At 70.7% G+C, this 23,528-nt stretch carries 22 protein-coding genes and 1 pseudogene; 14 read left to right on the forward strand and 9 right to left on the reverse strand.

Annotation, left to right across the window (positions count from 1 at the left end):
- Positions 1 to 129: 129 nt before the first annotated feature.
- Positions 130 to 1,200, reverse strand: a complete 1,071-nt coding sequence (locus ACZ3H8_RS28905; protein WP_467407298.1) for a GNAT family N-acetyltransferase — start codon at positions 1,198 to 1,200, stop codon at positions 130 to 132.
- A 312-nt stretch (positions 1,201 to 1,512) separates the two neighbouring features.
- On the opposite strand from ACZ3H8_RS28905, the gene ACZ3H8_RS28910 reads away from it, so the two are divergent.
- Positions 1,513 to 2,718 carry a cytochrome P450 family protein gene (locus tag ACZ3H8_RS28910; RefSeq protein WP_467407299.1) on the forward strand — a complete coding sequence of 402 codons (1,206 nt, stop codon included), beginning with the start codon at positions 1,513 to 1,515 and terminating at the stop codon, positions 2,716 to 2,718.
- 75 nt (positions 2,719 to 2,793) lie between these two features.
- On the opposite strand, the gene ACZ3H8_RS28915 is transcribed toward ACZ3H8_RS28910, so the two are convergent.
- Positions 2,794 to 3,483: an aspartate/glutamate racemase family protein gene (locus tag ACZ3H8_RS28915; protein WP_467406866.1), complete on the reverse strand. Its 690-nt coding sequence runs from the start codon at positions 3,481 to 3,483 to the stop codon at positions 2,794 to 2,796.
- 94 nt (positions 3,484 to 3,577) lie between these two features.
- On the opposite strand from ACZ3H8_RS28915, the gene ACZ3H8_RS28920 reads away from it, so the two are divergent.
- On the forward strand, positions 3,578 to 4,294 hold the full coding sequence (locus ACZ3H8_RS28920) for a hypothetical protein (RefSeq protein ID WP_467406868.1): 717 nt from the start codon (positions 3,578 to 3,580) through the stop codon (positions 4,292 to 4,294).
- Positions 4,295 to 4,326: 32 nt separating this feature from the next.
- Here the strand turns inward: ACZ3H8_RS28920 and ACZ3H8_RS28925 are convergent, their stop codons facing one another.
- Positions 4,327 to 5,052, reverse strand: a complete 726-nt coding sequence (locus tag ACZ3H8_RS28925; RefSeq protein ID WP_467406871.1) for a tyrosine-protein phosphatase — start codon at positions 5,050 to 5,052, stop codon at positions 4,327 to 4,329.
- 154 nt (positions 5,053 to 5,206) lie between these two features.
- Between ACZ3H8_RS28925 and ACZ3H8_RS28930 the strand changes: the two genes are divergently transcribed.
- The 4 genes from ACZ3H8_RS28930 to ACZ3H8_RS28945 all read left to right on the forward strand — a co-directional run bounded on the left by ACZ3H8_RS28930 (position 5,207) and on the right by ACZ3H8_RS28945 (position 7,730).
- Positions 5,207 to 5,614, forward strand: a complete 408-nt coding sequence (locus ACZ3H8_RS28930) for a GNAT family N-acetyltransferase (protein ID WP_467406873.1) — start codon at positions 5,207 to 5,209, stop codon at positions 5,612 to 5,614.
- Positions 5,615 to 5,695: 81 nt separating this feature from the next.
- Positions 5,696 to 6,148: a DUF6196 family protein gene (locus ACZ3H8_RS28935; protein WP_467406875.1), complete on the forward strand. Its 453-nt coding sequence runs from the start codon at positions 5,696 to 5,698 to the stop codon at positions 6,146 to 6,148.
- A gap of 243 nt (positions 6,149 to 6,391) precedes the next feature.
- A complete protein-coding gene (locus ACZ3H8_RS28940) occupies positions 6,392 to 6,571 on the forward strand; it encodes a hypothetical protein (RefSeq protein WP_307663008.1) in 180 nt (59 codons plus the stop codon).
- Between the two features lie 292 nt (positions 6,572 to 6,863).
- Positions 6,864 to 7,730, forward strand: a complete 867-nt coding sequence (locus ACZ3H8_RS28945) for an SDR family oxidoreductase (protein ID WP_467407301.1) — start codon at positions 6,864 to 6,866, stop codon at positions 7,728 to 7,730.
- Here ACZ3H8_RS28945 and hutI read toward each other — a convergent pair.
- From hutI to hutU, 4 genes are all read right to left on the reverse strand, one after another.
- On the reverse strand, positions 7,709 to 8,881 hold the full coding sequence (gene hutI / locus ACZ3H8_RS28950; protein ID WP_467406877.1) for an imidazolonepropionase: 1,173 nt from the start codon (positions 8,879 to 8,881) through the stop codon (positions 7,709 to 7,711). The two genes, ACZ3H8_RS28945 and hutI, sit on opposite strands and share 22 nt — an antisense overlap.
- 105 nt (positions 8,882 to 8,986) lie before the next feature.
- Positions 8,987 to 10,321, reverse strand: a complete 1,335-nt coding sequence (locus ACZ3H8_RS28955; protein WP_467406880.1) for a formimidoylglutamate deiminase — start codon at positions 10,319 to 10,321, stop codon at positions 8,987 to 8,989.
- On the reverse strand, positions 10,312 to 11,517 hold the full coding sequence (locus ACZ3H8_RS28960) for an allantoate amidohydrolase (protein ID WP_467406883.1): 1,206 nt from the start codon (positions 11,515 to 11,517) through the stop codon (positions 10,312 to 10,314). Before ACZ3H8_RS28960 ends, ACZ3H8_RS28955 begins: the two co-directional genes overlap by 10 nt.
- Before the next feature lie 155 nt (positions 11,518 to 11,672).
- Complete coding sequence (gene hutU, locus ACZ3H8_RS28965) at positions 11,673 to 13,337, reverse strand: urocanate hydratase (protein ID WP_467406885.1); 1,665 nt, start codon at positions 13,335 to 13,337, stop codon at positions 11,673 to 11,675.
- Positions 13,338 to 13,455: 118 nt separating this feature from the next.
- On the opposite strand from hutU, the gene ACZ3H8_RS28970 reads away from it, so the two are divergent.
- The 3 genes and pseudogenes from ACZ3H8_RS28970 (at position 13,456) to ACZ3H8_RS28980 (ending at position 16,716) form a co-directional block, all read left to right on the forward strand.
- A complete protein-coding gene (locus ACZ3H8_RS28970) occupies positions 13,456 to 14,778 on the forward strand; it encodes a type III PLP-dependent enzyme domain-containing protein (RefSeq protein ID WP_467406888.1) in 1,323 nt (440 codons plus the stop codon).
- 63 nt (positions 14,779 to 14,841) lie between these two features.
- A complete protein-coding gene (locus ACZ3H8_RS28975; protein WP_467406889.1) occupies positions 14,842 to 16,197 on the forward strand; it encodes an APC family permease in 1,356 nt (451 codons plus the stop codon).
- Between the two features lie 157 nt (positions 16,198 to 16,354).
- Positions 16,355 to 16,716 (forward strand): annotated as a pseudogene (locus tag ACZ3H8_RS28980) (hypothetical protein).
- A gap of 66 nt (positions 16,717 to 16,782) precedes the next feature.
- On the opposite strand, the gene ACZ3H8_RS28985 reads toward ACZ3H8_RS28980, so the two are convergent.
- Positions 16,783 to 17,619 (reverse strand): MurR/RpiR family transcriptional regulator, encoded by an 837-nt coding sequence (locus ACZ3H8_RS28985; protein WP_467406892.1) that lies wholly within the window; start codon positions 17,617 to 17,619, stop codon positions 16,783 to 16,785.
- Positions 17,616 to 19,130, reverse strand: a complete 1,515-nt coding sequence (locus ACZ3H8_RS28990; protein ID WP_467406894.1) for an aromatic amino acid ammonia-lyase — start codon at positions 19,128 to 19,130, stop codon at positions 17,616 to 17,618. The genes ACZ3H8_RS28985 and ACZ3H8_RS28990 overlap by 4 nt, the downstream gene beginning before the upstream one ends.
- Positions 19,131 to 19,271: 141 nt before the next feature.
- On the opposite strand from ACZ3H8_RS28990, the gene ACZ3H8_RS28995 reads away from it, so the two are divergent.
- The 5 genes from ACZ3H8_RS28995 (at position 19,272) to ACZ3H8_RS29015 (ending at position 23,257) form a co-directional block, all read left to right on the forward strand.
- Positions 19,272 to 20,438, forward strand: a complete 1,167-nt coding sequence (locus ACZ3H8_RS28995; protein ID WP_467406897.1) for an ABC transporter ATP-binding protein — start codon at positions 19,272 to 19,274, stop codon at positions 20,436 to 20,438.
- Complete coding sequence (locus ACZ3H8_RS29000; protein WP_467406898.1) at positions 20,435 to 21,094, forward strand: ABC transporter permease; 660 nt, start codon at positions 20,435 to 20,437, stop codon at positions 21,092 to 21,094. The genes ACZ3H8_RS28995 and ACZ3H8_RS29000 overlap by 4 nt, the downstream gene beginning before the upstream one ends.
- Before the next feature lie 4 nt (positions 21,095 to 21,098).
- Complete coding sequence (locus ACZ3H8_RS29005; protein WP_356225166.1) at positions 21,099 to 21,767, forward strand: ABC transporter permease; 669 nt, start codon at positions 21,099 to 21,101, stop codon at positions 21,765 to 21,767.
- Positions 21,768 to 21,779: 12 nt separating this feature from the next.
- Positions 21,780 to 22,721, forward strand: a complete 942-nt coding sequence (locus ACZ3H8_RS29010; RefSeq protein WP_467406901.1) for an ABC transporter substrate-binding protein — start codon at positions 21,780 to 21,782, stop codon at positions 22,719 to 22,721.
- A gap of 113 nt (positions 22,722 to 22,834) precedes the next feature.
- Positions 22,835 to 23,257 (forward strand): hypothetical protein, encoded by a 423-nt coding sequence (locus ACZ3H8_RS29015; RefSeq protein ID WP_467406904.1) that lies wholly within the window; start codon positions 22,835 to 22,837, stop codon positions 23,255 to 23,257.
- The last annotated feature ends 271 nt before the right edge of the window (positions 23,258 to 23,528 follow it).

The raw sequence follows: 23,528 nt of genomic DNA on the forward strand, positions 1-23,528 counted from the left end.
GAAGCGCCTTGTCCGCGCGCCGCGTCGGGCCCGGGTGCCGTGACCTGCCCGGGCGCCGTGCCCGGCGTGTTCCGTCTGTGCGGTGTGCTGTTCACAAGACTCCCCCCGCTTGCGCGGATGCTCCGGCGGTCAGTTGCCCCGCAGCCTGCCGATCTGGTTGAGCGTCTTCTGCGCGTATTCGGCCAGCCGCGGTCTGCCGCGTACGAAACTGTGCGCGCGGCGCGCGGGCTCGCGGCTCAGCCAGTACAGAGCGGCCCGCGCCCCCGGCCGTACGGGCGAGCCCTCGTACACCCGCAGCTCGCCGGTCTTCAGCGCGTCCTTGTACTCGGCCGCCCCGCGCCCCAGATCGAGCATCCCGATGCCTTCCGCGGCGGCCGACTCGGCCATCCGCAGATGCAGGATCAGACCCGGTGAGTACTTCGCGAACTCGGGTTCGTACGCCGGAAACCAGCAGGACAGCACGGTGGAGGAGCGCAGCCCGAAGTGCGCGGCGACGGGCCGGTCCGCGGCGTACAGCACGGAGAGCACCCCCGAGCAGCCGGGCGTGCGCGTCTCGTGCAGCAGCCGCACGAGGGTGCTGATCCACTCCCTGGCGAAGCGGTCCCGGCGGCCGGTCCTGCGGTACTGAGCGGACTTCCACTCCATGAGGGTGCGCAGCGCGGCCGGGTCGCGCTCGTCGAAGACGAACCGCACCTCGCCCACCTGCCGCCCCAGCTTGCGCTCCTTGGCCAGCGTCGTCTTGAGGAACTTGGGCGACTGGGCGCGCAGCACCTCTTCGTACGCCGCGTAGCCCGCGCCGACGTCGATGACGGGAGAGGCGAACTCTTCGGCGGCGTCCGGCTGGAACACGCCTTGACCCGTTTCGAGATTGTCGAACTCCCAGGCCGACAGCGCGCAGGCCCGCAGCAGTTCACGGGGCGCGATCGTCAGCCCCGGGCGCAGGACCGCGCCCTGGCAGTCACTGACCCCCAGGCCGATCGCGCGGCCGTGACCGAGCGGCCCTTGTTCGTACGGGAAGAAGCCGGCCGGCTCCCCGTCCTCCCACAGCACCGCCACCCTGGCCGCGGGCCGCACCCGGCCGACGGCCAGGGTGAACTCGGGCTCCATGAACGGATTGGCGGGCGCCCCGCTCTTGGCGCGCAGTTCCCGCCAGGCCTCGGCCTCCGCCTCGCCCAACTCGTCCGGTTTCAGCACACGAATGCGTACACCGCTCAACTCGACCCCCCGGTCCTCCCCCTTGAGCTTCCCCGGGACAGGACGGTACCGGGCTATATCCCGACAGGGTAGGGAGCGACGCCCTTCTTGTGACGGATCCGTGAAGGAACCGGAATGGCTGAATACAGCTGATGCCCGAGTGACGGGAGGGGAAAGGGGGGGCCGACGCGTCGGCAATGTGAGCGGGAGTTGTCCAACTGACGTTCGCACGCACTCCTGTTGCTCATAGGATCGCTCCTGCTGCCGCGTCGCCGGAGGAGAGCCCAGTTGACCACCTCACGTGACACCCCGCACCGGATGAACCCGGCCGGCGGCTGCCCGCACGCGGACAACGCCCGGCTGCTCGCCGAAGGCGCCGTCGCTCCGGTCGTGCTCCCCGGTGATGTGGCGGGCATGGCTGTGCTCGGCCATGACGCGCTCAAGGAGTTCCTCGCCCACCCCGATGTCGCCAAGGGTGCCGAGCACTTCACCGCGCTGCGCGACGGGGAGATACCCGACGGCTGGCCGCTGAAGACCTTCGCGACCGTACAGGGCATGATCACCGCCGACGACGCGGACCACCGGCGGCTGCGCTCGCTGGTGAGCAAGGCGTTCACGGCACGGCGGGTGGAGGAGCTGAGGCCGCGGATCGAGACGGTGACGGCACAGCTGCTGGACGGCCTGGGCGAGGCGGCCACGGCGGGCGGCGGCGTGGCCGATCTGCGTACCCACTTCGCGCTGCCGCTGCCGATGGGCGTGATCTGCGAACTCCTCGGTGTGGACGCCGAGCACCAGGACCGGCTGCACCATCTGTCGAACCAGGTGGTCAGCACCTCCATCGGCCCCGAGGAGGCGATGGAGGCGAACCGGGAGATGGTGGCGGTCCTCGCGTCGGTCGCCGCGACCCGTATGGAGAACCCGGGCGACGACCTGACCAGCGCCCTGATCGCCGCCCGCGAGGAGGACGGCGACCGGCTCAGCGAGCACGAGCTGATCGGCACCCTGCTGCTGATGATCATCGCCGGGCACGAGACGACGCTGAACCTGATCACCAACGCCGTCCGCGCGCTGTGCGCGCACCGGGACCAGCTGGAGCTCGTACAGTCCGGCAAGGCGTCCTGGTCGGACGTGGTCGAGGAGACGCTGCGCTGGGACAGCCCGGTCAGCTTCTTCCCGTTCCGCTATCCGACCCGTGATCTCACGCTCGACGGGACGCTGATCCCCAAGGGCACGCCAGTGCTTGCCGGTTACTCGGCCGCGGGCCGCGACAAGGCCGCGCACGGCCCGGACGCGGACCGCTTCGACATCACCAGGAGCGGCGGCGCCCGGCATCTCTCGCTGGGGCACGGCCCGCACTACTGCCTGGGCTCGCCGCTGGCGCGGATGGAGGCGACGATCGCGCTGGAGCAGCTCTTCGCGCGCTTCCCGGAGCTGGACCTGGCGATCCCGGAGGCGGAACTGCCGCGGCACGCAAGCTTCGTCGGCAACAGCGTGCAGAAGCTGCCGGTACGCCCGCGGCCCTGAGGCCTTTGGCTCGCCCCCCTGGCCCGTGGGGCGAGGCTGCCGGCGGGGCGAGCCTCTGGCCCGTAGCGCGAGCCGCTACCGCAGCGCCGCGTCCACGGCGGCCTCGGCGTGCAGCCGGGTCGTCGGAAAGAGGGGCACGGGACTGTCCTCGTCCCGGATCAGCAACTCGATCTCGGTGCACCCGAGTACGACGCCTTCCGCCCCGGCGGCGACGAGCTTGCCGATGACGTCCTGGTAGGCGGCGCGGGATTCCTCGCGTACGACACCGAGGCACAGCTCCTCGTAGATCACCCGGTGCACCAGCGCACGCCCTTCGCCGTCCGGCGTGAGCACGTCGAGCCCGTGCCCGGCCAGCCGGTCCCGGTAGAAGGCCTGCTCCATGGTGAAGGCGGTCCCGAGCAGCCCGACGCGGCCGATGCCCGCGGCCCGTACGGCATCGGCGGTGGCATCCGCGAGATGCAGCAGCGGGACCGATACGGCGGCCTCCACCTGGCCCGCGACCTTGTGCATGGTGTTCGTGCAGATCAGCAGCAAGTCCGCGCCCGCGGCCTGGAGCCCTCTGGCGGCCTCGGCGAGAATCTCGCCGGCACGCTGCCACTCGCCCGCGACCTGGAGCTCCTCGATCTCGGCGAAGTCGAGGGAGTGGAGAAGGCACTTGGCGGAGTGCAGCCCGCCGAGACGCTGACGTACAAGCTCGTTGAGGAGCCGGTAGTACTCCGCGCTGGATTCCCAGCTCATGCCGCCGATCAGCCCGATGGTCTTCATCGGCCCACTGTGCCACGCACGCCGTACGGCCTTTGCGAGCAGGTGACAAAATGGAATAGGAACGTCAAAGAATAACAAAAGGCCCTTCTCGGGGATGCTCGCATGGGAGGCCACGATGATGGCGTCGCAGAGCACGGAACCCGCTCCGCACGCGGAACCCGCCCCGCACAGAGACCTGTGGCCCGGGATCGCCGGTCTGGCGGCCGCGGCATTGCTGATCACCGGGCATGTGCTGTGGATGCGCACACCCGACATCGAGGGAAGGGGCGCGATCAGGAGGGTCGTGCTCTTCTACGCCAAGGACAGCAACCGGGACCTCTCGGAAGCGGCGACACTGATCCTGCTGGCGGCGGGGCTGCTGTTCCTGTTCTTCCTGGTCGCACTCTCCCGGCTGGCCGGCAACCGCTCGCACCTGGTGCTGGTGGGCGGCACGGTGTTCACCGTGTTCCTCATGGTCGCGGCGCTCGCCGGGAACATCTTCGCGATCACGGTGAACCACTCCGACGTCTTCCCGGTCGTCCCGGCGACCTCGCTCGCCGCGATCCTGCTGCTGCACGTGGCGTACGGCGCGATGGTCGCGGCGATGGCGGGCGCGGCGGTGATGCTCTTCGCGATCTGGCGCGCGGCACAGGAGACCCGCGCGGTACCGGCCTGGCTCGGCTGGGCGGGCTTCGTGGTGGCCGTGCTGTCGCTGGCGGGGCCGGTCAGCGCGTGGTTCACGCCGCTGCTGCTGGCGCTGTGGATGCTGTGGGCGGGGGTGCTGCTGATCCTGAACGCGCGCGTGCGGGAAGGTGAGGGGCGGGTGACCTGATATCCGCCGAGCGTTGGTCGCCGTCGCGAGAATCAGTCCAGGAGCTGCGTGCGTAGCTGGGAGATCAAGGGTTCGTCGACGCCGAGGTGCTTGACCGCGTAGTCGTGCACCGAGCCGTAGGTGGCAGCCAGGTCGGACAGGAACAGCCGCATGACCTCTTCCGGTGCTCGCCCGTAGCCGGGCCACGTCAGCGTCCGGGCCGGGTTGGCTGCTTTCCAGTCTGCGATCAGCCGGTCCGTGGCCTGTTCGGTGAGTGCGAAGTCCGCGGCGATGTCGTCCACGCCCACACCCAGGAGCGAGAGAACCAGGGCGGCCAGCAGCCCGGTGCGGTCCTTGCCCGAGGCGCAGTGGAAGACCTGCGGGGCGCTCTCGGCTGCGATGACCTCGAGTGCCTGCCTCAGTTGCTCGGCGCCGTCGAGGGCGACCTCCGCGTAGCGGTCGGCGAGGAAGCGCCAGGGGTCGAGGCCGGGGTCGATCTCCGCCTGGTCGTAAGGACGATGCTCCACGCTGAGGTTGACGTAGGTTTGCTGCTCCGCTCCGGGCACCCGGCCCTTGGCTTCGATCTCCCACGGGTAGCGCAGATCGATCACCGTGCGCACGCCCAGCGAAAGGAAACGGTCCCAGTCGGCTCCCTGGAGCTTGGAGAGCGAGTCGGACCGGTACAGGCGGCCCCAGCGCACGGTACGTCCGTCCTGGGTGCGATAGCCGCCCATGTCCCGGAAGTTGTGCAGGCGCTCGAAATCTATGTGCCGATTCACGTGCAACACCCTACGGTCCGCATGACGTCAGTGATCGTTGATGGGCAGCGACCTTAAATTCGGATGCGTCAGGATCACTCATCTGCGACAGTCGCGCGCTGTGAACAGTGCTGAGCTTGTCTTTCGGCGTGCGGATGACTCTGACGCGGCCGACATGGCCGACGTGTGGCTGCGCTCCTTCACCGCTGCGCTGCCGACGGTGCGCCGCGCGCACGGCGACGACGAGGTGCGGGACTGGTTCACTTACGTGGTCGTGCCGCAGTACGAGACCTGGGTAGCCGTCGCCGAGGGCTCCGTGGTCGGGCTCCTGGTACTCGACGGCGGGGAGCTGGAACAGCTCTACCTCGATCCGTCGTGGCGCGGCCGGGGTGTGGGCGACCGGTTCGTGGACTTGGCCAAGGAGCAGCGGCCCGACGGACTGGGACTGTGGACGTTCCAGGTCAACGGATCGGCACAACGGTTCTACGAGCGGCACGGCTTCATCGCGGTTGAGCGCACCGACGGACTGCGCAATGAGGAACATGAGCCGGACGTCCGCTACGTCTGGAAGCCTCAGGTGTAGGACTGGCTGAGAAGACTGGTCACGCGGCCGCCGACAGGGGACGTCCGCCCAAAGAGATCTCAGACATCGAGGAGCGCGCTCATGGTCAGTGTCAGTGTCGAGACCGCCCAGCAGACCGAAGAGCGCCTCCAACGCGTGATCGCCGGAGCCGACTTCGTGATCCATGAAGGCCTGTGGCTCTTTGAGGAGTTCCCGGCCGACCGGCCGCCGGCTCTCACCTCGGACACGCTGGCCGTGGTCCGGGACGAGGACAGCTGGAGCCGCCTGGTTCCCGCCGCGGGAAGCGGCGGCGATGCCGACGACGCCAACGACGCCGAACGGTTCGGGATCTTTTCCTTCCACTTCCCGGACGGGGCGGACAACAGCGGTTTCGTCGGCTGGCTGGCCACGCACCTCAAGGCGCGGCTGGGCACGGGAGTCTTCGTCGTCTGCGGCAGCAACCGCGGCCGTGGAGGCATCTACGACTACTGGGGGTGCCCCGCCGATCTGACCGCCGAGGCGATCAAGGTGATCGCGGAACTGCGCGCAGCCTGAGGCTCCTTGCGCCGGGGCGGTGGTTTCCAGGCCCCGGCGGACCGCCGACTGGCTTTGCTGGATGCCCCTTTAACGAAGGTGCCCGCCTGCGCCGCGCGCCGCCTGACAATTCGGGCGCGGGGCACGGAGAGGCATTGCCCGACACGGCTGCGCTGGGAGGAATCCAGCGGAATCAGTAAGCTCTCTGGCGCTCAGTGATAGGCATGTTGGGCGGTAGCCCAACGGCGAGCAGTGGGGGACGCCATGGTTGATGCAGTTGTTCCGATACTTCTGGTGCTTGGGATCGCCGCATGGTTGTTCCTGCGTGAATCAAACAAAACCTCGGTTCAGTCACTTGACAGCTCAGGGTGCGGCTGCATCCTCGGGTTCGTGCTGCTGATCTTTGTGGCGTTGATGTTCGTCGGCGCAAAGTACGGCGGTTGACCGACGGCACTGCCCCGCCGCCCCGTCCTCCGATGGACACGTCCCAGGGGTGAGCAAGGTGCTCTCAGACATTGCGCCCGTGTACGACCTGGTGAAAGCCCACCGCGACTACGCTGCCGACGCCGACGGGATCCGTCACCTCATCCAGCAGCACGTCCTGGTTGCCGATGCTGCTGGAGCCGGGGTGGACGACGCGGAGCGCTGCCGCTTCGCGGTCGAAGCGCTGCTCACCGGATTCGGTGAAAGCCCGGCCGTAGCCTCGGAGCAGGCAGCACGACGAGAGGACACCCCCATGCCACCTGTCATCGCCGTCACCGGAGCCAGCGGCCGCGTCGGGGGGCGGGTTGCCCGTCGGCTTGTCGGGGCCGGGGCCCCCGTTCGGCTGCTTGGGCGGGATCCGGGGCGGCTGCCCGCGCTGGCCGGGGCCGACATCGGGCCCGCCGCCGATTACGGGGACGGGGAAGCGATGCGGCGGGCCCTCGACGGGGCGCGGACGCTGTTTCTCGTCTCCGCGCACGAGGCGCGCGAACGGGTGCGGGTGCACACCAGCGCCGTCGACGCGGCCGTCGCGGCGGGGATCGAGCGCATCGTGTACGTGTCCTTCCTGGGCGCCGCGGCCGACGCGACGTTCACGTACGCCCGCGACCACTGGCACACCGAGCAGTACATCCGGGGCACGGGGCTGGCGTACACCTTCCTGCGGGACAGCTTCTATCTGGCCGAGCTGCCCGCGATGGCCGGGGCGGACGGGGTGATCCGCGGGCCCGCGGGCGAGGGGCGGGTGGCCGCCGTCGCGCACGAGGACATCGCGGACGTGGCCGCCGCCGCGCTGCTCGGCGATGGGCACGACGGGGCGACGTACGACGTCACCGGGCCCGTCGCGCTCTCCCTCGCCGAGGTTGCCGCGGAGCTGAGCCGGGTCACCGGGCGCACGGTCACCTATGTGGCCGAGACGCGTGAGGAGGCGTACGCCTCACGGGCCCACTACGGCGTCGAGGACTGGGAGGTCACCGGCTGGGTGTCCTCGTACGAGGCGATCGCCGCCGGGGAGATGGCCACCGTCTCCGATGCCGTACCGCGGTTGACCAGGCACCCGGCGAAGAGCTTCAGCGAGTTCCTGGAGGAGAACCCGGACAGCTACCGGCACCTCTTGCCCTGACGCCATACGTCCGAGACGAGCGGGACGCCCGGCCGGTAGGCGAGGTGGACATGGCTCGGGGCGTCGAGCAGCACCAGGTCGGCGCGGACGCCGGGGGTGATACGGCCGACGTCGTCACGGCGCAGCGCCCGCGCCCCGCCGGCCGTCGCGGACCAGATCGCCTCGTCGGGGGTCATCTTCATGTCCCGTACGGCGAGGGCGATGCAGAACGGGACGGAGGACGTGAACGACGAGCCCGGGTTGCAGTCCGTGGACAGCGCGACGGTCACGCCCGCGTCGAGCAGGCGGCGGGCGTCCGGCCACTCGGCGCGGGTGGAGAACTCCGCGCCGGGCAGCAGCGTGGCGACCGTGTTCCCGCTCGCGAGGGCGTCGACGTCCGCGTCGGTGAGGTGCGTGCAGTGGTCGGCGGACGCGGCGTCGAGCTCGACGGCGAGCTGTACGCCGGGGCCGTAGCTCAGCTGGTTGGCGTGCACACGGGGGTGCAGGCCCTTCGCCTTGCCGGCGGTGAGGACCGCGCGGGCCTGGTCGCCGTCGAAGGCGCCCTTCTCGCAGAAGACGTCGACCCAACGGGCGTACGGAGCACAGGCGTCGAGCATCTCGCCGGTGACGAGGGCGACGTATGCGGCGGGGTCGTCTGCGTAGTCGGGCGAGACGATGTGCGCGCCGAGGTAGGTGACCTCGTCGGTGTGGAGCGCGGCGATGCGCAGGGCGCGGGCCTCGTCCTCGACGGTGAGCCCGTAGCCGGACTTGGTCTCGAAGGTGGTGGTGCCCTGGCGGAGGGCCTCGGCCATGTACTTCGCGACGTTGGCGCTCAGTTCTTCGTCGGTGGCGGCGCGGGTGGCGGCGACGGTGGTGCGGATGCCGCCGGCGGAGTAGGCGCGGCCGGACATCCGGGCGTTGAACTCCTGGGTGCGGTCGCCCGCGAAGACGAGGTGCGAGTGGGAGTCGACGAACCCGGGGACGGCGGCGCGGCCGCCGGCGTCGTACGCCTCGTCGGCGTCGGGCGCGCTTGCGGCGGGGCCGGTCCAGGCGATGCGGTCGCCGTCGATGACGACGGCGGCGTTTTGGAGGAGCCCGATGGGGGTTCCGTCGCCGAGGGCGGGGTCGTTGGTGACGAGGCTGCCGATGTTGGTGATGACTGTGGTGGTCATGGGTTCCTCTTCACTGGCGAACGGTCACGTGGTGCGGCTCCAAGGGAGCCCCTCCGGCGATTGAGGAGCGGGGTCTGGGGGAGCCCCAGCAGGGGCCCGGGCTGGTCATTCGCGCAGCGCCGCGATGGACGAGGCCAGGGCCGCCGCGACGTCCGGGATCAGCGCGTGCACCCCGTCCCGCACAACCTGCCGGCCTCCCACGATCGTGTGGCGTACGTCCGCCGACGTCGCCGCGAAGACCGCCGTCTCGGCCGCGAGGCGCGGCACGGGGCCCGCCGTGCGGACCGAGTCCAGCGCCACCGTCGTGAAGTCCGCGAGCGCGCCCGGCTCGAGGCGGCCCGCGTCCGGGCGGCCGAGGGCCGCGTGGCCGTCCGCCGTCGCCGCGCGCAGCAGCGTCGCGGCGGTCCAGTGGCCGCGGGTGCGCGTGCGCAGGCGTTCGTTCAGTTCCATCGCGCGCGCCTCCTCCAGCAGGTCGATCACCGCGTGGCTGTCGCTGCCGAGCGACAGCGGGGAGCCCGCACGCTGCAGCGCCGCCGCCGGGCCGATGCCGTCCGCCAGGTCGCGTTCCGTCGTCGGGCACATGCACGTGCCCGTCGTGGTGCCGCCCAGCAGCGCGATGTCCTCGTCCGTCAGATGCGTGTTGTGGACGCCCGTCGTACGTGGGCCGAGTACGCCGTGGTCGGCGAGCAACCGCGTCGGGGTGCACCCGTGCGCGGCGAGGCACGCGTCGTTCTCCGCCGTCTGCTCGGAGAGGTGGACGTGGAGCGGGGCCTGCCGGGCCGCGGCCCATTCCGCGACCGTGCTCAGCTGCCCGGCCGGGACTGCTCGTACCGAATGGATCGCCGCGCCGATCAGCGCGTGATCGCTGTCCTTCAGCGCGGACGCCCGCTCCGCCCACGCCTGTGCGGTGCCGTCGGAGAATCGCAGCTGATGCTTGTTCGGGGCCTGACCGAAGCCTGACGACAGATACGCCGTGTCCAGCAGCGTGATCCGGATCCCCGCATCCGCCGCCGCGGCGATCAGCGCCTCGCCCATCGCGTTCGGGTCGGAGTACGCCGCACCCCCGGGCGCGTGATGCAGATAGTGGAACTCGCCCACCGCCGTGATTCCCGCCAGCGCCATCTCCGCGTAGACCGCCCGCGCGAGGGAGAAGTACGAGTCGGGCGTCAGCCGGGACGCCACCTGGTACATCACCTCGCGCCAGGTCCAGAACGTCCCGGAGCCCACCTGGGCCGTCCCGCGCAACGCCCGGTGGAAGGCGTGCGAGTGCGCGTTCGCCAGGCTCGGGACCGTCAGCCCGCGCAGCGCCACCGCGCCGGGCGGCGGGGCCTCGACCCCCTTGCGTACGGCGGTGATCCGGCCGTCGGTCACCTCCAGCGCCACGCCCGGCTCGACGTTCGTCTCCAGCCAGGCGTTCTGTGCCCAGTACGTCACCTGCACGCGAGGCCCTCCAGTACGTCGGCGAGTGCGAGCACCCCGGCCACGCAGTCGTCCTCGGCGGCGAACTCCGCCGGGGAGTGCGAAACGCCCGTGGGGTTCCGTACGAACAGCATGGCCGTCGGGATGGATCCGGACAAAATACCTGCGTCGTGGCCCGCGCCCGTGCCGAGGACCGGGACCGCCCCGCCCAGGATCTTGTTCAGCTCGTCGCGCAGCGCGTGCTCGAACTCGATCACGGGGGTGAAGGATTCCCGTACGACCGACAGGTCCACCCCGTGCCGGTCTGCGTACTCGCGCGCGGCTCTCTCGATCCCGGCCGTCACGGTGTCGAGCGTGGCCTGGTCGGGGGCGCGGGAGTCCAGCCAGCCGCGCACCAGCGAGGGGATCGCGTTGACGGCGTTCGGCTCGACTGCGATCTTGCCGAACGTGGCGACCGCGCCCGCGAGTTCCGCCTCGCGGCGCGCGGCGAGGACCGTCTCCGCGTACGTCAGCATCGGGTCGCGGCGGTCGACGAGCCGGGTCGTGCCGGCGTGGTTGGCCTCGCCGTGGAAGTCGAACCGCCAGCGGCCGTGCGGCCAGATCGCGGACGCGATGCCGACCCGGTCGCCGGACAGGTCGAGGGCCCGGCCCTGCTCGACGTGGAGCTCGACGAACGCGCCGATACGGGCGAGCCGTTCGGGGTCCGGGCCGATGGCTTCCGGGTCGTATCCAGCGGCCTCCATGGCCTGCGGGAGGGTGATCCCGTCGGCGTCGCGCAGCCGGTGGGCCGCCTCGAGGGTCAGCTGTCCGGCCGCGAGGCGTGAGCCGACGCAGGCGAGGCCGAAGCGGGCGCCCTCCTCGTCACCGAAGTTGGTGATGGCGAGGGGCCGGGTGAACTGCGCTCCTCTGCGGCGGAGTTCATCGAGCGCCGCGAACGAGGAGACGACACCGAGGGGACCGTCGAACGCGCCGCCGTCGGGGACGGAGTCGAGGTGCGAGCCGGTGACGACGGCGTCCCCGGCGGCGACGTCCTTATATGTCGCAGCGCCGAGCCACGCCCACTGGTTGCCGTTGCGGTCGACCTCGTAGGCGAGACCGCGGGACTCGGCCTGCGCCTGGAACCAGGCGCGGCAGTCGCGGTCGGCCTCGGTCCACGCGTACCTCCTGTACCCACGGGTGTCGGCGTCGCGCCCAATGGGCGCGAGGTCCCGCCACATTTCGTGGAAGGAGGGGGAGCTTTCCCCAGCCCCGCCCCCGTCCGGCCCACCACCGGTCCCGTCCGGCCCACCCAGCCCGTCCGGCGTTTGAGGACCGGGGTCCGCGGCGGAGCCCCGGCTACGGGAATGGGCGGGGTGGGGGAAAGTCTCCTCGGTCACGCCGTCCCGCCCTCCCGCATCGGAACACGCACGCCCCGCTCGTCCGCGACCGACTCCGCGATGTCGTAGCCCGCATCCACATGCCGGATGACGCCCATGCCCGGGTCGTTCGTCAGCACCCGGCGGATCTTCTCGCCCGCCAGCTTCGTGCCGTCCGCCACCGAGACCTGGCCCGCGTGGATGGAGCGGCCCATGCCGACGCCGCCGCCGTGGTGGATGGAGACCCAGCTCGCGCCGGACGCGACGTTGACCATCGCATTCAGCAGCGGCCAGTCGGCGATCGCGTCCGAGCCGTCGAGCATGGCCTCCGTCTCGCGGTACGGGGACGCCACCGAGCCGCAGTCCAGGTGGTCGCGGCCGATCGCCAGCGGGGCGGCCAGTTCGCCGGACGCCACCATGTCGTTGAAGCGCTCGCCCGCGCGGTCCCGCTCGCCGTAGCCGAGCCAGCAGATACGGGCCGGCAGCCCCTGGAAGTGGACGCGCTCGCCGGCCATCTTGATCCAGCGGTGCAGGGATTCGTTCTCGGGGAAGAGCTCGAGCATCGCCTTGTCGGTCTTGTGGATGTCCGACTCCTCACCCGACAGGGCGGCCCAGCGGAACGGGCCCTTGCCCTCGCAGAACAGCGGCCGGATGTACGCCGGGACGAAGCCGGGGAAGGCGAACGCCCGGTCGTAACCGGCCAGTTGGGCCTCGCCGCGGATCGAGTTGCCGTAGTCGAAGACCTCGGCGCCCGCGTCCATGAAGCCGACCATGGCTTCCACATGCTTGGCCATGGACTCACGCGCGCGCTGGGTGAAGTCCGCCGGCTTCTCCGCCGCGTACGACTGCATGTCGTCGAAGTCGACGCCGATCGGCAGGTACGACAGCGGGTCGTGGGCGCTCGTCTGGTCGGTCACGATGTCGATCGGCGCGCCTTCGGCGAGCATCCGCGGCAGCAGCTCCGCCGCGTTGCCGAGCAGGCCGATGGAGAGCGGGCGGCGGGCGTCGCGGGCCTCGACGGCGAGCTGGAGGGCGTGTTCCAGCGAGTTCGCGCGCACATCCAGGTAGCGGTGCTCGATACGGCGCTCGATCGCGCGCGGGTCGACGTCGATGCAGATCGCGACGCCGTCGTTCATGGTCACGGCGAGCGGCTGCGCGCCGCCCATCCCGCCCAGACCGGCGGTGAGAGTAATCGTCCCGGCCAGCGTGCCGCCGAACTTCTTGGCGGCGACCGCGGCGAACGTCTCGTACGTGCCCTGCAGGATGCCCTGCGTGCCGATGTAGATCCACGAACCGGCCGTCATCTGACCGTACATGGTGAGGCCGAGAGCCTCGAGCCGCCGGAACTCCTCCCAGTTCGCCCAGTCGCCGACCAGGTTGGAGTTGGCGATGAGCACGCGCGGCGCCCACTCGTGCGTCTGCATCACGCCGACCGGGCGGCCGGACTGGACGAGCATCGTCTCGTCCTGCTTCAGCGTCCGCAGCGTGCGCACCATCGCGTCGAAGGAGCGCCAGTCGCGGGCGGCCTTGCCGGTGCCGCCGTAGACGACGAGCTTGTCCGGGTGCTCGGCGACCTCGGGGTCGAGGTTGTTCTGGAGCATGCGGAGGGCGGCCTCCTGCTGCCATCCCAGGGCGCTCAGTTCCGTACCGCGCGGTGCCCGTACGGGGCGGGGTCCTGACATGGCAATGCCTCCTCGCGACTGCGACCATGACTGTTGGCTCATCTATTCACATCCTGTCTGGATGAATAGTCTTAGTCAACAGCTGCGCCGCAGCCTCCCGGATGATTGGCTGGCGGACATGGCTTCAGACCGTCGGGATCAGGCCGTACGAGCGGCAGTGGAGCAGGGACTTCTCAGCGAGGCGCAGCCGGTCGCCGCCCTCCTCGACGTGGCCGGCATTCGCGCCTCCGCCGCCGCGCTGCGGGCGGCATTCACTGCCGTCACCGACGCACCCGTGCTGCACGCCTTCGCCGTGAAGGCCTCACCCCTCGTTCCCGTACTCGCGCTGCTGCGCGCCGAGGGCATCGGCGCGGAGGTCGCGAGTCCGGGCGAGCTGGCACTGGCCAGGGCCGCCGGCGTGGACGCCGACCGCACGGTTCTCGACTCCCCCGCCAAGACCCCCTCCGAGCTGCGCGAAGCGCTCGCCCTCGGGATCGCGGTCAACGCCGACAATCCGCAGGAGCTCGCGCGCATCGACGCCCTCGTCTCCTCCGCCCGCAGCCGCTCCCCGCTGGGCCTGCGCGTCAATCCGCAAATCGGCCGCGGTGCCATCGGGGCGCTGTCCACAGCCACCCCCACCTCGAAATTCGGGGTCGCGCTGCGCGACGACGGGGCTCGCGACTGGGTCGTGCGCGCGTATCTCGACCGCCCGTGGCTGACCCGGCTGCACACCCACTCCGGCTCGCAGGGCATGCCGCTGACCCTGATGGCACAGGGCGTCCGAGCGGTGTACGAGCTCGCCGAGGAGATCAACGCCGCGGCCGGGCGGCAGCAGATCGACACCATCGACATCGGCGGCGGCCTCCCGGTCAACTTCGCCTCCGACGAGGAGACCCCGACCTTCGCCGAGTACGCCGGGCTGCTCAGGGAGCAGGTCCCCGGGCTGCTCGACGGGCGCTACGGCCTGGTCACCGAGTTCGGCCGGTCCCTGCTCGCCAAGCACGGCACGGTCCTCGCCCGCGTCGAGTACGCGAAGACGGCAGGCTCCCGCCCCATCGCGGTCACCCACGCCGGCGTGCAGGTCGCCACCCGTACCGTCTACGACCCGATCTCCTGGCCGCTGCGCATCGCCGCGTACGACTCCAAGGGCGTCCCGAAGGCCGGTGCGGACGTCCGGCAGGACGTCGCGGGACCGGCCTGCTTCGCGGGCGACCTGCTCGCCGAGGCGCGGCCGCTGCCGCTGCTGGAGCAGGGCGATGTGATCGCGGCGCTGGACACCGGCGCGTACTACTTCTCGAACCACTACGGCTACAACAGTCTTCCGCGGCCCGGGGTCTATGGCTTCGGGGCCGGTGCGGACGGAGCGGTGCAGTTCGCGACCGTACGGGCTCCGCAGAGCCCGGCGGAGATCGTCAACGAGTCCGGCGGCGATCACCCGGATGCGCTGACCGGCGGCGTCTGAGGTATTCCGTACCGCGCATGGGGCAGATCTTCTCTGTCATCCCACCGACCGGAGGGCCGCCCCATGTCCACGACCGGCACACCGGCCACGACGCCGCTCGACCAGCCGCCGCTCAAGCGTGCCATCGGCCCGAAGCTGCTGATCCTGTTCGTGATCGGCGACATCCTGGGCACCGGCATCTACGCCACGACCGGCAAGGTCGCGGGGAAGGTCGGCGGGGCGCTGTGGCTGCCGTTCGCCATCGGCTTCGTGGTCGCCCTCCTCACCGCGGCGTCGTACGTCGAACTGGTCGGCAAGTACCCGAAGGCCGCGGGCGCCGCGCTCTACACACAGAAGGCATTCAAGGTCCACTTCCTGACCTTCATCGTCGCCTTCATGGTGATGTGCTCGGGGCTCTCGTCCGCGAGCGCCGCCGCGCGTGCCTTCAGCGGCGACTACTTCCAGGAGTTCACCGACGCCATCCCGTCGACGCTGATCGCGATCATCTTCATCCTGGCTCTCGCGAGCCTGGCGCTGCGCGGCGTGTCCGAGTCGGTGAAGACCAACGTGGTGCTGACGCTGGTCGAGCTGACAGGCCTGCTGGTGATCCTCACGATCGGCCTGTACGCCGTGCTGGCGGGCGACGGCGAACCGTCCCGGCTGGGCGAGTTCCAGGCCGAAGGAACCGGATACGCGCTGCTCACCAGCGTGCTGGGGGCGACCGCGCTCGGCTTCTTCGCCTTCGTAGGCTTCGAGGACTCGGTCAACATGGCCGAGGAGACCAAGGACCCGGTCCGCACCTTCCCCAAGGCGATCTTCATCGGCGTCGCCGTCACCGGCACGATCTATGTGCTGGTCGCGCTGGTGTCCTCGCTACTGGTCGAGTACACCGTGCTGGAGAAGTCCAGCGGCCCGCTGCTGGAAGTCGTCAAGGCCGGCGGGGTCGACTTCCCGCCCAGGCTCTTCGCCCTGATCGCGCTCTTCGCCGTCACCAACTCCGCGCTGATCAACATCATGATGGCCTCGCGGCTCTGCTACGGCCTCGCCAACGAGAAGGTGCTGCCGCGCGGCATGGGCCGGGTGCTGCGCAACCGCCGCACCCCCGTCACCGGGATCATCTTCGTCACGGTGATCGCCATCGGGCTGGTGTGCACCGGCGAGATCGAGGGACTCGGCGACACCACGGCGTTCCTGCTGCTGTGTGTCTTCGCGGTGGTCAACGTCGCCGTACTGGTCCTGCGCAAGGACCCCGTGGACCACCCGCACTTCCGCACCTGGACTCCGCTGCCCGTGCTCGGCGCGATCACCTCAATCATCCTGGCCAGCCCGCTCTCGGAGAGGGCCGCGGACGTCTACATCCGGGCGGGGGTGCTGCTCGCGATCGGGCTCGTGCTGTGGGCGATCAACAAGGTGGTAATGAAGGTGCGCGGCGAGGAGTGAGGCCGCCGGCAGCACCGATCGCCCCCGGCGAGGCTCTGCCATCGCTCACCCGGACGGGCGACCACTCCACGAAAAGCCCCCGCGCCGCCGCCCGCGCGTCGGCCGCCTGAATGAGGGCATGCCGGACCGCCTGGTCGTGACGCGTCATGCGCATCTCATGGCCAACACCGAACGCGCCCTCAAGGAAGCCACCACTGTCATCGAGGGCGCCCTCGTCGACTACACCAGCGGAATGGCCCTCGGCACTGTCGGAGGCGGAAAGGACCTGGACCTGACGGTCGCCGCGGCGGGCAACACCGATGTGGTGCGCGCCAAGGTGCGCACCATGGAGCAGCTCGGGCTCAAGGACGGCATCGAGGACATCCTGATCACCCTCGGCTCGCAGTACCACCTGATCCGGCTGCTCAAGGGCCGGGGAGCCAACGGCCTGTTCCTCTACCTGGCGCTCGACAAGGACCGGGCGAACCTCGCCATGGCCCGCATCAGCTGAGGAAGATCGAGGCCGAGCTGGAGATCTGACCGCCCGCGGCCGGATCGCCGGAGGGGCTCGATTGGAGCCCCTCCGGCTACTCCACGAGCAGACCCCTACTCCACGAACAGGCCCCGCGCCGCCGCCCTCGCGTCGAACTCCTCCAGGCGCGCCTGTGCGTCCGGCAGGTCGTCGCACATCGCCTCCAGAAGCACCCGGCCCAGCAGCATCGGCGCGCACGCCGTGTCGAAGGCCAGGCCGGTGCCCACCGCCGCCGGGATCAGCAGGTCGCTGTGGCCGGCCACCGGGGCGAAGGCCGAGTCCGCGACCGTCACCACCGTCAGGCCCGCCGAGCGTGCGTACGCCAGCGCCTCCACGACCTCCTTGGGGTGCCGCGGCAGCGCGAAGCACATCAGCGCGCTCGCGCCCGCGCGGCGGGCCGCGTCGATGCGGTCGGCGAGCATCGTGCCGCCCTCGTCGAGCAGGCGTACGTCCGGGTGGACCTTGGCCGCGAAGTACGCGAAGCCCCTGGCCTGCGAGGACGCGGCGCGCAGGCCGAGCACCGGCAGCGGGCGGGACGCGGCGAGGAGCCGGCCCGCGCGTTCGACCGGGGACGGGTCGGCGAGCAGCTCGGCCAGGTGGCGCAGGTTCTCGATCTCGGCGTGCACCGCCTGCTGGTACTCGTTGTACGCGTCCGGGCCGGCCTCGCTCTCCGCGGGCGCGACCTCCCGCAGATGCCGGCGCAGGGCCGGGTAGCCGTCGAAGCCGAGCGCGACGGCGAAGCGGGTGACGGACGGCTGGCTGACACCGGCCAGTTCGGCGAGCTCCACGCTGGACAGGAACGGCACATCGGCCGCCCGCCGCACCATGCTGTGCGCGATCCGCCGCTGCGTCGGGGTGAGCCGGTGGCCCTCGAAAAGCTGCTGCAGTCGCGCGGCAGCGCTGTCGTTCATGCCATCCCCCTCGTCGTGTCCCTCATCAGGTCCGTGAACCGGTCGAGCAGCCCGGCCGCCCGCGTGACATCGTCGGTGAGCGGCCGGTCGGCGACGTCCTCGTCGAGGACCGACTCGGCCAGCTCGAAGGCGCGGCCCACCGGGAGTTCCGGGTCGGGCCGCAGCCCGCGCTGGCGCAACGCCCGTACCGCCGCGACGAGTTCACAGCCGACCACGAGACGGTACGCGCCCCCCGCCCGAAGCGTCTGGCGCGCGGCCAGCGAGGCGAAGCTGGCTTGCTCCTCGACGCCCCGGGACAGTACCGCGTGGCCGAGCGACGCGGGCGCGGAGAAGGCCCGCAGATCGCCGAGGGCCGCGCCCGCCGCGTACTCGAGGATCATCACGCCGGAGCTCGCGGCCTCCGCGTCCGCGAGGAAGGGCCGCAGCCGGGTGAAGGCGGGCTCGTTCAGGGCGGAGAGCCGGGAGGTGGACAGCCTCGCGGTCTGGGTGATGGCGAGCCTGAAGTGATCGAGATCCAGGGCGAGTTGCGCCATGTAGAAGCCGCCGTGGTGGTAGGCGGCCATGTCTGTGGCCCGGATCAGCGGGTTCTCGGCGGCCGCGTTGATCTCGACCGCGAGGGTTCGCTCCAGCGCGTCCGCCGCGTCCTGCGCGGGCCCGTGGATCTGCGGCAGACAGCGGAATCCGTACGGGTCCTGGATCCGGCCCAGCGGCGGGGTCGGCCGCTCGGGCGCGCCGAGCAGCCGACGCATCCTGGCCGCGACGGCGTACGTGCCGGGGTGCGGGCGGGCCGCGTGCACGGGTTCGGCGTACGCCTCGTAGGAGCCGTCGACCGCGAGCAGCGAGAGAGCGGCGACCAGCTCGGTGGCCGAGACGAGCGCGCGCAGCTCGTCGAGGGCGAGCGCGGCCTGGCCGAGGGTGAGGGCGTTGGAGCTGATCAGGGCGAGGGCGTCGTTGTTGTCGAGGGCCTGCGCCTCGGGGGGCGGGCCGCCCGCGTCGGCATTCCAGGGCTGTTCGCCGGCGAGGGCGAGCCCCATCTGGGCGAGGGCCGCGATGTCGCCGGTGCCGACCGAGCCGAACTCGTTGACGACCGGGTACGCGCCGCTCTCCAGCGCCTCGCAGAGCGCGGTGACGACGCCGGGACGCAGGCCGGCACCCCCCGCGAGCAGCTGGTTCGCCCGTACGGCGAGCATGGCGCGGACCTCGCGGGCGGGCAGCGGATCGCCGATCGCACCGGCGTGCGAGCGCAGCAGCCGCAGACCGTGGTCGGCGGCGGCCCCGGTGGGCACGTCCTCGTTCCGGTTGGCGCCGACGCCGGTGGAGCGCCCGTAGACGCGGCCGGACGCGGCGAGCTCCCGCGCGGCGTCCCAGGCGGCCTCGACGCGCTTGATCGCTTCCGAGCCGGGTACGGGACGGGCCGCGCCGACGGCCAGCCTGACGACGTCCGCGACGGGGAGGCTCTGTCCGTCGAGGACCACGATGCCGGTGGGCGAGTCCACCATGTGGGACGACATAACGCGCAAACCCTTCCTTTTCGGACGGTTTGTCCTGCCTTCCGAGCATCCGTAACGAGTGATTTACCCCGGGGCATTGACAACTTATTCAGACACCGAGAACTCTGCATGACGATATGCAGGCCGGGCAAGGGACGAATGATGATCAAATTCGAAGCAGTGAACAAGCGCTTCCCCAACGGCACAACGGCAGTCCACGACCTCACCCTGGAGATGGCCGACGGCGGTATCACCGTGCTCGTCGGCTCCTCCGGATGCGGTAAGACCACGACGCTCCGCATGATCAACCGAATGGTCGAGCCGACCTCGGGCACGATCCACGTCGGCGGCAAGGATGTTCTGACGCAGGACGCGGCTCAGCTGCGCCGCTCCATCGGATACGTCATCCAGCAGTCCGGCCTGTTCCCGCACCGCACGATCCTCGACAACATCGCGACGGTGCCGCTGCTGCTGGGCTGGGGCCGGCGCAAGGCGCGGGCGCGGGCCGCCGAGCTGCTGGAGACGGTCGGTCTCACCGCCGACGCCGGCAAGCGCTACCCGCACCAGCTCTCGGGCGGGCAACAGCAGCGGGTGGGCGTGGCCCGCGCGCTGGCGGCTGACCCGCCGGTGCTGCTGATGGACGAGCCGTTCGGTGCGGTCGACCCGGTCGTCCGCACCCAGCTCCAGGACGAACTGCTGCGTCTTCAGCAGGAGTTGGGCAAGACGATCGTGTTCGTCACGCACGACATCGACGAGGCGGTCCGGCTGGGCGACCGGATAGCGGTGTTCCGCACAGGCGGCCATCTGGTCCAGTGCGCGACCCCGGCGGAACTGCTGGCGCGCCCGGCGGACGATTTCGTGGCGGACTTCCTGGGCGCGGAGCGGGGGTTGAAGCTGCTGTCGCTCTCGACACTGGCGGGAGTCCCGCAGCAGCGGGCCGCCGCGCTGCGGGCGGACGAGCCGGTCGCCGCGGCGGCCGCGGACGGCCGCTGGCGGCTCGTGGTCTCGCCCAAGGGCGAGCCGCAGGGCTGGCTCGACACGGACGCGCTGCCCGCACAAGGCGTGGCCGGTGACGCGCAGTTGCTCCCCGTGCGCCCGCTGCGCGACGGTGACTCGCTCCTCTCCGCCCTCAACGAGTCGGTCGCGTCCCCGGCCGGCCTGGTCGCCCGGGTCGACACGGACGGCGTCCTGACGGGCGTGAGCGCACGAGAGGTCATCCACGACAAGGCGGGCGAGTGGCACGGCTCGGCGGCGACCGGGACCGGGCCGGACCTGGCCGGGTCCGCGACGGACACCGCGACCACCCCCCTCAAGGGCGGCACCTCGTGACCATCGAATGGTCGTGGATATCCGACCACGCCGGCGACCTCACCACCCTCACTCTCTCCCACCTCCAAGCCGCCCTCTCCGCAGTCCTGTTCGGGCTGCTCATCTCCCTCCCCCTGGCCGTCGTCGCCCACCGGATCAAGCCGCTCCGCGGATTCCTCCTCGGGCTCTCCAACGTCCTGTTCACCATCCCCTCCATCGCCGTGTTCGTGCTGCTCCTCCCGGTCTCCGGGCTGACCCGCACCACCACCGTCATCGGCCTGACGATCTACACCCTCGTCGTCCTGCTCCGGAACACCGTCGAGGGCCTCGACTCCGTGCCGGCCAAGACCAAGGAAGCCGCCCAAGCGATGGGGACGCGCCCCCTGCGTACCCTCCTCACCGTCGAGCTGCCCCTCGCGCTGCCCGTGATCGTGGCCGGCGTGCGCATCGCCACCGTCATGTCGATCTCGCTCGTCAGCGTCGCCACCTACATCGGCGACGGCGGCCTCGGCCAGCTCTTCACTGACGGCTTCCAGCGCAACTTCCCCACCCCCGTGGTCGTCGGCGTCGTCCTCACCCTCCTCCTCGCGCTGATCGCGGACACGCTGCTCGTCGCCGTGCAGTACGTCCTCACCCCCTGGACCAGGCTGCAACATTCAAAGCGTGAGAGGGCCTGACGACATGTACGAGCTCTTCAAGAACCTCGGCTCCTGGCTGGTCAGCGGCGAGCAGTGGACGGGACCCGACGGCATCGGCCACCGACTGACCGAGCACCTCCAGTACTCGCTCCTCGCGACCCTCATCGCCGCCGTCATCGCGCTGCCCGTCGGCCTGCTCATCGGGCACACCGGCCGCGGCGCGTTCCTCGCCATCAACCTCTCGTCGTTCGGCCGGGCCCTGCCCACCGTCGGCCTCGTCGTCCTGGTGTTCCTGGCCAGCGGCCTGTCCATGACGCCGGTGTACGTCGCGCTGGTCGCCCTCGCCGTCCCGTCGATCGTCACCAACACCTACGCCGGCATGACCGCCGTCGACCCCGAGGTGAAGGACGCCGCCCGCGGCCAGGGCATGCGCGGCCACCAGGTCCTGTTCCAGGTCGAGATCCCGCTCGCGCTGCCGCTGATCATGACGGGGCTGCGGCTCGCCCTGATCCAGGTCGTGGCGACGGCCACCATCGCCGCGTACGTCAGCTTCGGCGGACTGGGCCGGTACGTCTTCGACGGCCTCGCCCAGCGCGACCTCGTCCAGGTCCTGGGCGGAGCCGTACTCGTCGCGATCGTCGCCGTCGTACTCGACCTGGGGCTCGCCGCCCTCCAGCGTGTCCTCTTCCGCCACCGCACCGCCGCTCACTGAGGAGCTTCAGCCATGAACCGACGTACCCTCCTCGGCGGCCTGTTCGCCGCGGCCTCCGTCCCCGCTCTCGCCGCCTGCAGCAGCGGCATCACCTCCCTCGAAGGCGAAGGCGGCAACGTGTCAGGAGGCGGCTCCAGCAAGGACGGCGTCACCATCGGCACCGCCAACTTCACCGAGAACCAGATACTCGGCTACCTGTACGCGGCCGTGCTCGAAGCAGCCGGTGTGAAGACCAAGGTCCGCCCCAACCTCGGCACCCGCGAGATCCTCATCCCGGCACTCCGCGGCGGCGACATCGATCTGCTCCCCGAGTACCAGGGCGCGCTGCTGCACTACCTCGACCCGAAGGCGAAGGGCACCGAGGAGGGCGAGATGCAAAACGCCCTCGCCATAGTCCTCCCCAAGGGCCTGCAGATCCTCCCGTACGGCCTGGCCGAGGACTCCGACGCCTTCGCCGTCACCCGCGAGACCGCCGACAAGTACGGCCTCAAAACCCTCGGCGACCTCGCCAAGCAGAACGGCAAGCTGGTCATCGGCGCGGCCCCGGAGGTCAAGAAGCGGGTCGTCGGCGTCATCGGCCTGAAGGACGAATACGGCGTGGAATTCAAGGAGTTCAAGTCGCTGGACTCCTCCGGGCCGCTGGTCAAGGGCGCGCTGAAGAAGGGCGACGTGCACGTCGCCAACCTCTTCACCACCGACACCGACATCGCCGCCGAGGGCTGGGTGGTCCTCGCCGACCCCAAGAACCTGATCCCCGGTCAGCATGTGGTCCCGCTGATCGCGGACCGCAAGGCCGACTCGACCGTGCGCAAGGCGCTGGCCCGGCTCGGCGCCGTACTGACCACGGAGCAGCTGACCGAGCTCAACCGGCAGGTCGACAAGGACAAGAAGGACCCGGAGGACGTCGCGAACGCCTGGGCGAAGCAGCACGGGCTCGCCAGGAAGGGAAGCTGAAACCGATGGCTCATCGCGGACCGTACGATCCTCACCCCCCAGGTAGCCCTAGGGACAAACAGTGGGGCTACCCCCACTGACGCGGCTGCCACCCGCCCGTAGCGTGAAGCGTTATGGAAGCCCGCGACCCTGAGCTCAAAAAGGAGCTCGACGCCACCCTGCACGCCCGCCGCGAGCTGGGGGAAGAGTACGACTCCGCGCTCGTCGAATCATTCCTGGAGAAGGTCGAGCAGCGCCTCGACGGCGCGGTGGACCGCCGTGTCCGGCGCCAACTGGCCGAACAGCAGATGGTGGTCGCCCGGGGCGCCCGCCCGCCGCAGTCCGCGGAGGCCAATTTCGGGGAGCGCTTCGGCTTCGGGATCATTTCGATGATCCTCGCCGTCCCGCTCTCGGCGATCGCCGTGGTCAATGCCGACCTGCCGGGCCTGGTCGTTGCCTGGTTCGGGATCGTCGGCGTGAACGCGGTGCATGCGGCGCGGGGCTGGCCGTGGTTGCGGGGGTCGCGCGAGCGCGACAAGTCCGGCTGGGAGGAGTAGCCCGGGGTTCCGCCCCGGACCCCGCGCCTCAATCGCCGGCGGGGCTGTTTTTCACCTCGTCCGCCGGAAGATCAAGCCGGACCGGCGGAAATTCAAGCCCGTTGGGGGTCCCCCCGGACGAAGTCTGGGGGAGGTCGAGCACGATCGACCGTCGACACCGCCCGCGGCCGGAGGCCGCTGATGGGCACAGCGGCGCCCCGTGGGGGTCCCCCCGCCGAAGGTAGGGGGAGAACCGAGCCACAAAAAAGATAGGACGCGGGGACCGCCGCAC

It is taken from the genome of Streptomyces sp. NPDC002868, from assembly GCF_055563295.1.